Annotated in this window: 11 protein-coding genes and 5 tRNA genes; 14 read left to right on the top strand and 2 right to left on the bottom strand. The window is 37.1% G+C overall.

Annotation, left to right across the window (positions count from 1 at the left end):
- Positions 1-162 precede the first annotated feature (162 nt).
- The 8 genes from FD20_RS10925 (at position 163) to FD20_RS10960 (ending at position 5145) form a co-directional block, all read left to right on the top strand.
- Positions 163-234: transfer RNA gene (locus FD20_RS10925), tRNA-Glu, on the top strand.
- Positions 235-246: 12 nt separating this feature from the next.
- Positions 247-319, top strand: a tRNA-Thr gene (locus tag FD20_RS10930).
- 245 nt (positions 320-564) lie between these two features.
- Entirely contained in the window at positions 565-2034 is a 1470-nt protein-coding gene (locus tag FD20_RS10935) for a peptide MFS transporter (protein WP_057738536.1), read from the top strand.
- Positions 2035-2147: 113 nt separating this feature from the next.
- Positions 2148-2233: transfer RNA gene (locus tag FD20_RS10940), tRNA-Tyr, on the top strand.
- A 4-nt stretch (positions 2234-2237) separates the two neighbouring features.
- Positions 2238-2309 (top strand) — tRNA-Gln (locus tag FD20_RS10945).
- Between the two features lie 152 nt (positions 2310-2461).
- Complete coding sequence (gene proC / locus FD20_RS10950) at positions 2462-3262, top strand: pyrroline-5-carboxylate reductase (RefSeq protein WP_057738538.1); 801 nt, start codon at positions 2462-2464, stop codon at positions 3260-3262.
- Between the two features lie 28 nt (positions 3263-3290).
- Positions 3291-4424 carry an N-acetylglucosamine-6-phosphate deacetylase gene (nagA, locus tag FD20_RS10955; RefSeq protein ID WP_057738555.1) on the top strand — a complete coding sequence of 378 codons (1134 nt, stop codon included), beginning with the start codon at positions 3291-3293 and terminating at the stop codon, positions 4422-4424.
- 22 nt (positions 4425-4446) lie between these two features.
- A complete protein-coding gene (locus FD20_RS10960) occupies positions 4447-5145 on the top strand; it encodes a GntR family transcriptional regulator (RefSeq protein WP_057738540.1) in 699 nt (232 codons plus the stop codon).
- 73 nt (positions 5146-5218) lie between these two features.
- Here FD20_RS10960 and FD20_RS10965 read toward each other — a convergent pair whose 3' ends face one another.
- The gene (locus FD20_RS10965; RefSeq protein WP_057738542.1) at positions 5219-5953 is read right to left on the bottom strand and encodes a WecB/TagA/CpsF family glycosyltransferase; all 735 of its coding nucleotides are present in this window, start codon (positions 5951-5953) and stop codon (positions 5219-5221) included.
- 159 nt (positions 5954-6112) lie between these two features.
- Between FD20_RS10965 and FD20_RS10970 the strand changes: the two genes are divergently transcribed.
- The 6 genes from FD20_RS10970 to FD20_RS10995 all read left to right on the top strand — a co-directional run bounded on the left by FD20_RS10970 (position 6113) and on the right by FD20_RS10995 (position 12516).
- The gene (locus FD20_RS10970; RefSeq protein WP_057738543.1) at positions 6113-7576 is read left to right on the top strand and encodes a nicotinate phosphoribosyltransferase; all 1464 of its coding nucleotides are present in this window, start codon (positions 6113-6115) and stop codon (positions 7574-7576) included.
- Between the two features lie 52 nt (positions 7577-7628).
- Positions 7629-8456, top strand: coding sequence for an ammonia-dependent NAD(+) synthetase (nadE, locus tag FD20_RS10975; protein WP_057738545.1), 828 nt, complete (start codon positions 7629-7631; stop codon positions 8454-8456).
- Between the two features lie 145 nt (positions 8457-8601).
- The gene (locus FD20_RS10980) at positions 8602-10782 is read left to right on the top strand and encodes a Tex family protein (protein WP_057738547.1); all 2181 of its coding nucleotides are present in this window, start codon (positions 8602-8604) and stop codon (positions 10780-10782) included.
- Between the two features lie 4 nt (positions 10783-10786).
- The gene (locus FD20_RS10985; protein ID WP_057738549.1) at positions 10787-11236 is read left to right on the top strand and encodes a SprT family protein; all 450 of its coding nucleotides are present in this window, start codon (positions 10787-10789) and stop codon (positions 11234-11236) included.
- Between the two features lie 46 nt (positions 11237-11282).
- A tRNA-Leu gene (locus FD20_RS10990) sits at positions 11283-11368 on the top strand.
- Positions 11369-11517: 149 nt separating this feature from the next.
- Positions 11518-12516 (top strand): beta-ketoacyl-ACP synthase III, encoded by a 999-nt coding sequence (locus FD20_RS10995; protein ID WP_057738551.1) that lies wholly within the window; start codon positions 11518-11520, stop codon positions 12514-12516.
- A 265-nt stretch (positions 12517-12781) separates the two neighbouring features.
- On the opposite strand, the gene FD20_RS11000 is transcribed toward FD20_RS10995, so the two are convergent.
- Complete coding sequence (locus FD20_RS11000; protein ID WP_057738553.1) at positions 12782-13252, bottom strand: RpiB/LacA/LacB family sugar-phosphate isomerase; 471 nt, start codon at positions 13250-13252, stop codon at positions 12782-12784.
- Between the last annotated feature and the right edge of the window lie 313 nt (positions 13253-13565).

Genomic DNA, 13565 nt, shown 5'->3' on the forward strand with positions numbered 1-13565 from the left:
GCCGATAGTAGTTGGGGGATCGCCCCCTGCGAGGGTAGGTCGTTGCCGTGCAAAATAGAGATAAGGCTTGTACTCAGGATTAATAATCATAGCATGCATGATTGCTTACGATTTTCTGAGTGCTTGTTTTATTTCAGGTGAAAGTGTTTTACTTTCACTTTTGACCCGTTGGTCAAGTGGTTAAGACACCGCCCTTTCACGGCGGTAACATGGGTTCAAATCCCGTACGGGTCATGAAATTAGAAGGCCGGCTTAGCTCAGTTGGTAGAGCATCGGTATCGTAAACCGAGGGTCACAGGTTCAAATCCTGCAGCCGGCATGCTTAGTCTGAGAGGCTTACAAAATATTTTAGAATGCTGGTATGTAGAGCATTCTTTTTTTATTGTTTTACGCGTAAGCGCTTTGCTTCTTAAACAATAGCGTAGTTCAACGGAAGAGATGATGATGATTTTAAATCTATTGACGTCAACTAATGAGACTTCTATAATTAACCTGTTGCATTTTTAGAAAAGGTAAATATGATAATTTAATAGATTACATGTTACAAATTTGGAGGAATTTTTAATGGATAAAAAAACAATGGACGTTGCTTTTTTAGGACATCCACGTGGTTTATCCACACTTTTTTTTACTGAAATGTGGGAAAGATTTAGTTATTATGGTATGCGGGCCATTCTGCTCTTTTATATGTATTATTCCGTTGCAAGCGGTGGGTTAGGTTTCGACAAGGTTACTGCTGCTTCTATCATGTCGATTTATGGAGCGCTTGTTTACTTATCGAGTGCGATTGGTGGATTCGTTAGTGATCGAATCTGGGGGAGTCGACGGACTGTTTTCTTCGGTGGAATTTTGATTATGCTGGGACATATTGCTTTATCAACTCCTTTTGGAAGGACTGCCTTGTTTATTTCAATCGGTTTGATAGTTATTGGAACAGGATTATTGAAACCAAATGTTTCTGAAATGGTAGGAGATTTATATGGTGAAACTGATCCGCGTCGTGATACAGGATTTACAATTTTTGTTTTTGGTATCAATACGGGGGCTGTTATTTCACCAATTGTAGTTGGATATTTGGGACAGAAAATTAATTTTCATCTGGGCTTTTCAATGGCGGCAATCGGTATGTTTTTTGGATTGCTACAATATTACATAGATGGTAAAAAGTACTTGTCAAAAGACAGTCTGTACCCAAATGATCCAATTGATCCAGAGGAGTTAAAAGGCCTTTTACAAAAAATACTAATATTTGTTATTGGTCTATCTCTGATATTTATAATAATGAGTTTGTTCAATCTTATGAACCTTACAAATATTATTTTAGTGATTACCGTTTTGGCTGTTATGATTCCCATTTACTATTTTGTTATAATGTTGTCAAGTTCTAAAATAACAAAAAAGGAACGATCTCGTGTTTGGGCGTACATTCCTTTGTTTATTGCAAGCATATTGTTTTGGTCGATTGAGGAACAAGGCTCTGTGGTTTTGGCTTTCTTTGCGGAGGAACAGACTAAGCTCAGTATAGGTTGGTTGCATTATCCTGCCAGTGTTTTTCAAAGTATGAATCCTTTGTTTATTATGATTTACGTCCCTCTTTTCGTATTACTTTGGACGAAATTGGGAAATAAACAGCCTTCATCTCCTGCAAAATTTGCGTACGGTTTGTTCTTTGCAGGCCTTTCTTTTATTTGGATGATGCTTCCAGGACTTCTTTCTGGGACGGACACGAGGGTGAGCCCGTTATGGTTGATAACTAGCTGGGCATTGGTCATTGTTGGTGAGATGCTTATATCTCCAATTGGCTTGTCTGCGACCACTAAATTGTCTCCAAAAGCTTTTCAATCACAAATGATGAGTATGTGGTTCTTAAGTGATGCAGTAGCACAGGCCTTTAATTCTCAATTAGTACGTTTTTACTCAAAAGAAACAGAAGTTATGTATTACGGGCTTGTAGGTACCATGACGATTGCCTTTGGAATTATTTTGCTGCTGATGGTACCCAGAATCAAAAAATTGATGATAGGGGTTCGCTAGTAAATCAATGCGGAACTAATAAAGATATTGTATTTTGGAATAAAAAAGTCTTGCATATCTTTACCTAATCGTGTATTATTATTGAGTCAGGTATTTGAGAGGTTTGACTTTTTGGAAGGGTAGCGAAGTCTGGCTAAACGCGGCGGACTGTAAATCCGCTCCTTCGGGTTCGGTGGTTCGAATCCACTCCCTTCCACCATAATTGGGCTATAGCCAAGCGGTAAGGCATCGGGTTTTGATCCCGTGATGCGCTGGTTCGAATCCAGCTAGCCCAATATTACGGAGATACTGGTCGTTGAACGTCACTTTTGAGTGGCGTTTTTTTTTACAAATAAATGTTTTAAATTGACTTTTTTTTGAACAACAGGTACATTCAATATATTGGTATATATCATTTTAAATTTAATTGAGTATGGAGGATATATTAGTGAAAATTGGATTTATTGGTGCTGGACATATGGCACAAGCAATTATTAATGGTTGGTTGAAGTTAAAACAGGTCAAAAGTTCTGATATTTTTATTCATAGCGCACATCGAGAAAGCTATGCTGGTTATGCACAAGAAAAAAATCTTGTACCAATGGATAGCAATAATGAGGTAGTTGAAAAGGCAGATCTTATTTTTCTGGCAGTCAAACCATTGGTTTTAAGTAGTGTACTTACAGAAATAAAAGAAAAAATAAATACACAGAAAAAAATTATTGTTTCGATGGTCAGTGGTGTTTCGATTGCTGAAATACAACAAATATTAGGTAATAATAATATAGAGTTGTTACGAATAATGCCGAACGTTAATGTTGAAATTAATGAAGGAATGACCGCATTAGCTAAAAATGCATGTATGACTGCAGAGCATTATGATGTCTGTGCAAAACTTTTTAGTGCACTAGGAAAAATAAGTGTAATATCTGAAAAAGATTTTAGTACATTTGTAGCATTGAGTGGTAGTTCACCGGCGTTTGTTTATTTCTTTATTGATGCTTTGTCCAGAGCAGGTGTAAAGTACGGTCTATCAAAAAAGCAAGCAACTGAAATAGCGGCTCAAGCAGTAATGGGGAGTGCCAAAAAAGTGTTAACTGATTCACGAACACCATGGGAATTAGTCGATGATGTCTCATCACCAGGTGGTACTACAGTTGCTGGTTTGTTGGCGATGGAAGAAGCTGGCTTTATGACATCGATTATTAAGGCAGTAGATGCAACTGTTGCAAAAGATCAAGGAAAATAAAGATTTTGGGAGTAGAGGTCAGACTAAAATGAAAACTGTTTTGAAACATGGCACAATATATACTGGTAATGAAAAAATAGTTGATGGTTATCTTCGCTTCGGTAAAAAAATTGAAGCAGTTGGTCCACTAAACGAGTATAAAGCTGCTCCTGATGATGTTGTTTTTGATGCAACAAATAAAATAATTATACCGGGTTTTATTGATATTCATAGCCACGGGGGATACGGCTTTGATTCAATGGATGGTGAGCCTGCTCAAATTGAAAAAATGGTCAATGATATGGTTCACGAAGGAATAACTAGCTATTTTGCAACGACTATGACACAATCGCCCACAGCAATTGCTAAAGCAATGCGTGGAATTAAAAAAGTTGCGGAACATAATCCAATTATTCAAGGAATTCATTTAGAAGGACCATTTATTTCACCTGTATTTAAGGGTGCTCAGCCAGAAGAATATATCCAGGCTCCAGATATTGAATTGTTTAATGAATGGAACGAGTTGGCAGGTCATCTTATAAAGCTCGTGACTTATGCCCCTGAATATAAAACAGCTTCAGCTTTTGAAAACTATTGTTTAAAACATAGTATTGTTCCTTCTATTGGGCATAGTAATGCAAAACGTGAAGAATTGCGTACTTCTAAAGCAAGCCATGTAACCCATTTGTATAATGCACAGCGTGAGTTTAAACATCGACAACCAGGTGTAACTGGGCATGCATTGTTAGAGGACAATATTTACTGTGAAATAATTGCCGATGGTTTTCACGTGAGTCCTGATATGATCCGTTTAGCTTATAAGCTAAAGGGACCAGAAAAACTAGAACTGATAACTGATTCGATGAGAGCTAAAGGTATGCCTGAAGGAGTATCCGAATTAGGGGGACAAAAAGTAATTGTCAAAGATAAACAAGCTCGTTTGGAAACTGGAAATTTGGCAGGATCTGTGTTGAAGTATCAGGATGCCTTTAGAAACATTATGAAATTTACTGGATGTGGAATAGAAGAAGCTGTGCTGATGTCATCAGTTAATCAGGCACGTGAATTTTGTTTGAAGGATAAAGGTATTCTCTCTGTTGGCAAGGATGCTGATTTAAATCTTTTTGATGATGAAATGCAACTGATTAAAACTTACAGCATGGGAAAAAGCTATCAAGATTAATTTTAAAGATGGAGGAAAGAAAGTGGCCTCACCTATATATATTCAAATTCATAACGATATTAAACGTTCAATTGAGTCCGGAAAATGGCAAATTGGTGATCGAATACCTTCTGAGCGTGAACTGGCTGTTAATTTTGGTGTGAGTCGAATGACCTTGCGTCAAGCGGTTCAAACTCTTGTTGACGAAGGCATATTAGAGCGGCATGTCGGTTCAGGAACTTATGTCGCCCGCCAAAAGGTTCAAGAAAAGATGTCAGGTGTAACTAGCTTTACTGAACTAACCAAAGCACAGGGAAAAGTTCCTTCAAGTAAAACGATTTCTTACCATATAGCCACCCCCTCTTTAAGTGAGATGGAGAAACTTAAATTAGGTGAAAGGGAGCCTGTATTGCGGATGGAGCGAATTCGTTATGCCGATCAGACGCCTATCTGTTTTGAAGTTGCTACCGTCCCTCAAGCATTGGTAAAAGAGTATAGTAAAGAGCAAGTCACAAGTTCTTTATATCGTGTTCTGGAAGAGAGTGGATATGCGATTGGTCATGCTGAACAGACTGTATCGGCAATGCTTGCTTCGGAAAAGATAGCAGATTATCTGGAAATTAGACGAGGTGATGCTATTTTACGATTACGTCAAATAACAAACCTATCTAATGGGCAACCGTTTGAATATGTTAGAACACAGTATGTTGGAGAACGTTTTGAATTTTATTTGGAAAAATAAAAATGTTGTTATAAAATAAAAAAGCTTAAGACACAGTTTGAAAGGGAAACATCTGTATCTTAAGCTCTTATTTTTAATTGTGCATAATTTTGGCACGGAAGATCAATAATAAATACTTGGGCAAAGCAAGCATCCGGCCAAAACGGCTTGGTTCTTGCAAAAGGCGATAAAGCCACTCTATATGATGTTTCTGCCAGAAAAGTGGTGCACGTTTTGTGATACCTGCTAAAACATCAAAGCTGCCGCCAACACCCATCCAGATTGCTTGTGAACTCTGGCGGTATTGATTGATAAAAAATTCTTGCTTTGGGAAACCCAGTGCAACAAAAACGAAATCTGGGGAAGTTTGTTTAATTTTTTGAACGATACTGGCCTCGTCTTTGAAATAACCGTCATGGTGGCCGGCAATGATCAAATTAGGGTAGTTTTGCTTAATTCTGTCAATCAGTTTGTTGATCACTGATGGTTTAGCACCTAAAAAAAAGACCCGTTTTTTTTGTTCATTAGCAAATTTTAAAAGCGAAAGAAGTGTGTCATAGCCTGTCACACGTTCTGGAAGAGGGCGCCCTAAAATCTTGGCACCTTTGATTATTCCGATACCGTCTGCCGTAGTGTAGTCAGCAGTATTCAGAATAGAAGCGTATTTTTTGTTCTGACGAGCAAATAAAACAATTTCTGGATTTGCAGTTACGACAAAACGGTTTTCGTGTAGCATACTGTCTTTTTTTAGTTGGTTCAGCAGTTCCTGATTGGTTATTTTTGTAAAGTTAGTACCAAGAATATTGATATGTGAAAATAATTGCGACATAACAATCTAACCCGCTTTCAAAATATTATATACAGTATAACAGAAAAAATGACGATATTATGAAAAAGTGATAAAATGGTGCAATGGTGCAAAGTCGGACGATACATGTATTGCACACATAATAAGTAACTCAGCCGACTGTTGCGAAGGAGAATAAAAATGTTTACGAATTACCCAGATGATAGCTATGCATTACATACAGATGAGTATCAGTTGAATATGATACAAACATACTGGCTGCAGGGAATTGATCAGAAAAAAGCAGTTTTTGAAGTGTATTTTAGAAAAATTCCATTTCAAAACGGTTATGCTATTTTTGCCGGTCTTGAGCGAGTGATCGAATATATTTCGAATTTACGTTTCTCTGAATCTGACTTAGACTATTTGGAAAGCACAGGGAATTTTTCTAAAGAATTTCTCAACTATTTACGTAATTTTAAATTTACTGCAACTGTGCGCTCAGCGATTGAAGGAGAGGTTGTTTTCAATAATGAACCAATTCTGCAAGTTGATGGACCTTTAGCAGATTGTCAATTAGTTGAAACTGCAATTTTAAATATTATTAATTATCAAACGTTGATTGCAACGAAGGCTGCGAGAATTCGTTCTGTTGTTCATAATGATGCAATCATGGAATTTGGCACAAGACGTGCACAAGAATTTGATGCTGCAATTTGGGGAACAAGAGCAGCATACATTGGTGGTTTTGATGCAACGAGTAATGTGCGCGCAAGTAAAATATTTGGTATTCCGACAAGTGGAACTCATGCCCATGCACTTGTACAGGCATATCGCAGTGATTATGCTGCATTTAAGGCATATGCAGCGACGCATAAGGACTGTGTTTTTCTAGTCGATACATATGACACATTACGCAGTGGAGTACCGAATGCAATTAAGATTGCTCGTGAATTTGGAGAGCGGATAAACTTTTTGGGTGTGAGAATTGATTCAGGAGATATGGCCTATATTTCTAAAAGGGTACGTGAACAATTGGATGAAGCGGGTTTCCCTGATGCGAAAATCTATGCTTCAAATGACCTTGATGAAAAGACAATTACTAACCTAAAAATGCAGGGAGCGAAGATTGATGTGTGGGGTGTAGGAACAAAGCTTATCACAGCTTTTGATCAACCAGCTTTGGGTGCCGTGTACAAAATGGTTGCGATCGAAAACAAAGCTGGTGAGTTGGAAGATACTATTAAGCTTTCAAGTAATGCGGAGAAGGTTTCGACCCCTGGGAAAAAACAAGTTTGGCGCATTACCAAAAAAGAAGATGGAAAATCAGAAGGTGATTATATCGCTTTATGGGATGAAAATCCTCGTGAAGAGGAATCTTTGTATATGTTTCATCCTCATTATGTTTATATCAACAAAAATGTAACTGATTTTGATGCTCGACCATTACTACAGGATATTTTCAAAGATGGCAAGTTATTATATCAAATGCCAACTTTAGCTAAAATTAAGCAGTATGCTCACGAACGGTTAGAAAGTTTGTGGGAAGAGTATAAACGCGATCTTAACCCGCAAGACTACCCGGTCGACTTATCACAAGAATGTTATGACAATAAAATGGAAATCATAAAAGAAATTCGTGAAAACATTGGTAAAAAAGCGTAAAATAGATTGATGACAGATGATATTACATCTATTTTAATGAGGAGTGAGTGAGATGCGACAGTTACAACAAAAAATTATTGCAGATTTAAGGGTAAGCCCAACGATCGATCCGCAGCAGGAAATTAGACGCAGCGTTGATTTTCTAAAGAATTATCTAAAAAAGAATTCTTTTCTTGAAGCCCTTGTTTTAGGGATCTCAGGTGGTCAAGATTCAACACTCACAGGAAAATTATGTCAAATGGCAATTAGTGAATTGCGAAATGAAACGAAAAATGAAGCCTATAAATTTGTTGCTGTCCGTTTGCCTTACGGTAATCAGGAAGACGAACAAGATGCAATGGACGCAATTAAATTTATGCAGGCTGATGAAACTGCAAGGGTCAACATCAAAGCGGCAACAGATGCAATAGTTTCCAGTGTTGAAGAAAATAACGTTAAAGTCAGTGATTTTAATAAGGGAAACATCAAAGCCCGTCAAAGAATGATCGCGCAATATGGGATTGCCAGTGCTGTGAAGGGGGCGGTCGTTGGTACGGATCATGCGGCTGAAGCGGTAACAGGATTTTACACGAAGTTTGGGGATGGGGGTGCTGATATTACACCTATTTGGCGCTTAAATAAACGTCAGGGTCGTGCGATGTTGGAACTCCTCAATGCTCCCGAGCATTTGTATAAGAAGACACCCACTGCTGATTTAGAAGATAATCGGCCGGCTTTGCCAGATGAGCTTGCTTTAGGTGTTACTTATGATGATATTGACGACTATCTGGAAGGACGTACTGTTGATGAAAAGTCAGCAATTAAGATTGAGTCTTGGTATTTACGTACACAGCACAAACGTCACTTGCCAATTACTGTCTTTGATGATTTTTGGAAATAATAATAGTTTTGAGTTCACTCTTTAGAAGTGTGATTTAAGTTAATACCCGCCTAGAGGTATGTTATAATTGGGCGGGTATTTTTTAGTATATGTTGTATTGTTTAATCAAGACATTCTAAAGTTCAAACAGGAGATAAATCACATAATGAATATTCAAATTGAAAAAAAAGTTGCTCAAAAGGTCAGTCTTCCTTATAAAAATGTCCATGCAGCATTGGAACTTTTACAGGCAGGTGACACAGTGCCCTTTATTGCACGCTACCGCAAAGAGCGTACTGGAAGTATGGACGAAGTCGTGCTTCGCAACATACAGAGTATATATCAACTTAATGAAAGATTAGAGGATTACAAAAAGAAAGTTATAAGCACTATTTCTGAACAAGGTAAAATGACGAGTGAATTGCAAGAACAAATAGAAAAAGCGACTGTTTTGCAAACAGTCGAAGATTTGTATCTTCCCTTTAAAAAGAAACGGAAAACAAGAGCAACCTCAGCAAAAGAAGCAGGATTGACGGCTTTTGCTGACTGGATTTTGACCTTTCCAAAAACTGGATTACAAGAAAAAGCAATGAAATTTGTAGCACCAGAACATGGTGTCTTAAATATTGAGGATGTCATTTCAGGCACCCAAGATATCATTGCAGAAGCAGTCAGTGAGAATGCATCTTTTAGAGCATATATTCGAAAAATAATTAAAAGAAATGGTTCTTTGTTGGCAAAAGTAAAAGATGCTGAAAAAGATCCTAGTAAGGTTTTTCAAAATTATTACCATTTTGAGGAAGCGTTGGTCAAAATACCGAGCTTCCGTATTCTAGCACTTAATCGTGGCGAAAAAATGGGTATTTTATCTGTCAAATTTGAAATCAATGAAGAATATATTTTACGTTATCTGCATTCACAAATTATTATGCAGCACAAAGGACCGGCAGTTGACTTAGTAACGGAAGCCTACACCGATGGTTTTAAGCGATTGTTAAAACCAGCTATTGAACGTGAAGTTCGTACTTCTTTAACCGAAAAAGCGCATGAGCATGCTATTGAGGTTTTTGGAAATAATTTATACCATCTTCTGATGCAGTCACCGCTTAAGGGCAAAATTACAATGGGTTTTGATCCTGCATATCGCACAGGGTGCAAATTAGCGATTGTTGATCAAACTGGGAAATTTATTGCGAAGCAAGTCATTTATCCACATTCACGAAAAAAAGGTGAAGAAGCATCAATTGCCCAAAGAAACAAAGCTGTTTCTGAATTTAAAGACTTATTGGAGAAATATCAAGTTGAAGTCATTGCTATTGGCAATGGAACTGCTAGCCGCGAATCAGAGCAGTTTGTTTCTGAAATAATCAAGAACTTTCCCCGACAGATTTATTATGTAATTGTAAATGAAGCAGGTGCTTCTGTTTACTCGGCAAGTGAAGTTGCACGTACGGAATTTCCTGATTTTAATGTTGAGGAACGTTCAGCTGTCAGCATAGCAAGACGTTTGCAAGATCCTTTAGCAGAATTAATTAAAATTGATCCGCAAGCAATTGGTGTGGGACAATATCAGCACGATCTACCACAAAATAAGCTAAAAAAACGACTGATTGATGTGATTGAAACTGCTGTTAACCAAGTTGGAGTGGACCTTAATACAGCAAGTGTTCAGTTAATGCAACATATTGCTGGATTAAATGCAGTGACTGCTGCCAATATTGTGAGATATCGAAACCAAAATGGTATGTTTACAAAGAGAGCTGAATTGAAGAAGATTGAACGTTTAGGACCGAAAGCTTATAAACAAGCTGCAGGTTTTCTTCGGATTGTTGGTGGTAGCAGCATTTTGGATAATACAGATATCCATCCTGAAAGTTATGATCTGACACGCGAATTATTAAACTATTTAGGAATAAAAATAACGGATATTGGGAAAAAAGAAATTTTGAAAAAAATTTCAGAACAAGATAGTGTTGTTTTAGCTGAAAAATTGCAAGCTGGTCGAGAGACAGTAGCCGATATTTTAAAAAGTTTGCAAAAACCAGGCAGAGATGTCCGTGAAGAATTACCAGCGCCGCTCTTACGGCAAGATGTTTTGAAAATTGAAGATTTGAATAAAGGTATGAAATTGCAAGGAACTGTTCGCAATGTAGTCGATTTTGGGGCCTTTGTAGATATTGGTGTTAAACAAGATGGTTTAGTTCATATTTCAAAATTAACAAACAAGTTTATAAGCAATCCGCATGAAGTGGTTTCTATCGGAAATATTGTTACGGTCTGGATTGAGAATGTTGAACTTGATCGTCAACGCATTCAGTTGACAATGCTTGATCCTGAAGAAGGTTAAAAAAATGAATGATGAACAGCTCCAGGATTTGGTAAGCAAAATTGCACATAGCGACTTTAAGTGTGATTTCAAGCACCATGCTTTTTTTAATCGGCGTTTAAGGACGACTGGAGGACGTTATCTGTTGACTGATCATAATATTGAGATTAATCCTAAAATGTTAACAGAACACGATTTTGATACGCTGGTTGGGGTCATAAAACATGAACTGTGCCATTACTTCTTGCATTTAAGTGGACAAGGATATCTGCATAGAGATTTTGAGTTTAAAAAATTACTACAGCAGGTCGGTGGTTCACGTTATGCACCGTATCCAAAAGGTACAAAGAAAAAATTGTGCTATTGTTGTTCAAAATGCGGACAGCAATATTTTCGGTGTCGAAAAATCAATACAAAACGCTATATCTGTTCAAATTGTTTTGGACATTTGATTTTGATTAGAAAAAATAAATAAACTCTTGCTTGCTATATTATGTTTTGGTATAATAAATTCTGTTGTTGCGGGTATGGCGGAATTGGCAGACGCGTCAGACTAAGGATCTGGTGGGCGTTACAGCCCGTGATGGTTCGAATCCATTTACCCGCATTGAGTAATTAAAATAAGGGGGTGGGACAAAACTTTTGTTTTGTTCCATCCTCTTATTGTATATGTACACAGAGTATTGTTTGGAAATCCAAAAGAATCTCTATTAATAGAAAATTCATTTCCTGTGAAGGTCAAAGGTGGGTTAGTTAGTGGGTAAAGCGGTAAAAATAACAGCAAGTGCGCATTATGTTCCGGAACGTATTGTTACGAATAACGATTTGAGTCAAATTATGGAAACTTCAGATAAATGGATTCAGGCGCATACAGGTATTAGAACTCGTCATTTTGCAATTGATGAGAATACGTCAGATATGTGTGTTAAAGTTGCCGAAAAAACTTTAAAAGAGGCTGATTTAACTTCGTCAGAACTTGATTTGATTATTGTGGCGACGATTACACCTGATTCATTGACTCCCTCTACTGCAGCTAGGGTACAACAAAAAATTGGTGCTAATAAAGCTTTTTCATTTGATATCAGTGCAGCATGTGCAGGCTTTATTTTTGCATTAAGCACAGCTGAAAAATTTATACGTAATGGTAATTACAAAAGGGCGTTAGTGATTGCGGCTGAAACCAATTCAAAAATGATGGATTTCAAGGACCGAACTTCAGCTGTTTTTTTTGGTGATGGTGCAGGTGGAGTAATTATTGAAGGAACTGAGAATTCTGAAGATGAGATGTTTATAGCAGAAAATTTAAAAACACAGGCTGATGCCGAGGTAATTCACAGTGGGCAAATTCCTCCGCTAAGTCGAATTGACGCTGAAAATTATCCAAGGTTAGATGCATTCTATCAAAATGGTCATGCAGTCTTTGATTTTGTTAATGCAGTTATTCCAAGACATATCCAAAATCTGTTAAAGGACAATTCTCTAGTGCCACAAGATTTGGATCTAGTTATCCCTCATCAGGCAAATTTGCGATTGATTGAAAAAATTGCTGTACAGCTGCAACTTCCATTAAAGAGATTTGCAACTAACATTGAAACTAATGGAAACACATCTTCAGCTGGAATACCAATAAGTTTGGACGAGGTACTTAAGCAAGGACAAAAGAAAAAACTAGTTTTACTCACAGGTTTTGGAGCTGGACTGGCTTATGGGAGTATTTTGCTGGATATATCCAAATTTAAATATACTGGTAAGTAAGAGCACAAGAGACCCCATGGCTGTGAAATCGATATTTGTTTGCATCAAGTATAATTAGGTTTGTGGGTAGGAAAAGTTTCCTTTAAACTGGTAACATTTAAATTTGATAAAACATAAATGCAACACAAAATAAGGGGAAGGATCAAAAGATAACTTTTGATCCTTCCCCTTATTTTATGCGCTATTTAATGAAAAAAGCAGTTAATTCATACCGCAAAATAATTTTTAATACGAAATAGTATTGGTTTGTGGTTCAAACAATCTATTAGTTAAGTTCATCTAGCTTTTTGAGATGTTTATCGGTGATCGCTTTAACTTTTTTGACACGGCGGATATATTTTTCTTGAGCTAAAAAGTCGGTTGTCATCCAAACTCTGACAATTTCTAATGCGATTGCTGGGCCAATTATTTTACCACCTAAACACAAAACATTGCTGTCGTTATGCTGGCGTGCAAGTTTTGCACAAAATGGATCTTGGCATACAACTGCATCGATTCCATAGACACGATTAGCGATCATTGCACTGCCATAGCCGACGCCATCAATAAAAATGCCTCTGTCAGCTTCTTTTTTTGCGACGGTTAAGGCTGCTGGATAAACATAATCGGATAAATCTACAGGGTCAGCGGAATATGGTCCAAGATCCTTGACTTCGTGTCCCATAGATTTTAAAGAATCAATAATTTCTTTCTTCAATTCCACACCTGCGTGATCACTTGCTAAAACTATTTTCAAAAAGAACGCCCCTTTGTTATTTAATAATTAAGAATCTAAGCGCAATTTTAAAATGAAAAACTGCGTCTATTCACATAGCACATTATACAATAAATCATTCACCTGTGAGTTTTTTATTGTAGCAATAACGAATTTGATTGCGGGAATGTGATATAAAACGATAAAAATTTAACTTTTGATGCAACACCGAATTTTATTGTGTAATCAAATTTTAGATTTAGGAAGTAGTGTTGAATTTGGTTTCTACTACAATTAAAAAGAGGCTGTGACATAAGTCTCCATAACAAAGGCCGGTCTGGAAAAATCGGCTCTA

Origin of the sequence: Liquorilactobacillus uvarum DSM 19971 (assembly GCF_001434935.1) — a bacterium.
Lineage (GTDB): Bacteria > Bacillota > Bacilli > Lactobacillales > Lactobacillaceae > Liquorilactobacillus > Liquorilactobacillus uvarum.

Bases quoted from the DNA above. Each gene is read 5' to 3' on its own strand.
- nadE (WP_057738545.1), top strand. From the start codon at position 7,629: ATGCGACAGTTACAACAAAAAATTATTGCAGATTTAAGGGTAAGCCCA.
- FD20_RS10980 (WP_057738547.1), top strand. From the start codon at position 8,602: ATGAATATTCAAATTGAAAAAAAAGTTGCTCAAAAGGTCAGTCTTCCT.
- FD20_RS10970 (WP_057738543.1), top strand. From the start codon at position 6,113: ATGTTTACGAATTACCCAGATGATAGCTATGCATTACATACAGATGAG.
- FD20_RS10965 (WP_057738542.1), bottom strand. From the start codon at position 5,953: ATGTCGCAATTATTTTCACATATCAATATTCTTGGTACTAACTTTACA.
- nagA (WP_057738555.1), top strand. From the start codon at position 3,291: ATGAAAACTGTTTTGAAACATGGCACAATATATACTGGTAATGAAAAA.
- FD20_RS10985 (WP_057738549.1), top strand. From the start codon at position 10,787: ATGAATGATGAACAGCTCCAGGATTTGGTAAGCAAAATTGCACATAGC.
- FD20_RS10935 (WP_057738536.1), top strand. From the start codon at position 565: ATGGATAAAAAAACAATGGACGTTGCTTTTTTAGGACATCCACGTGGT.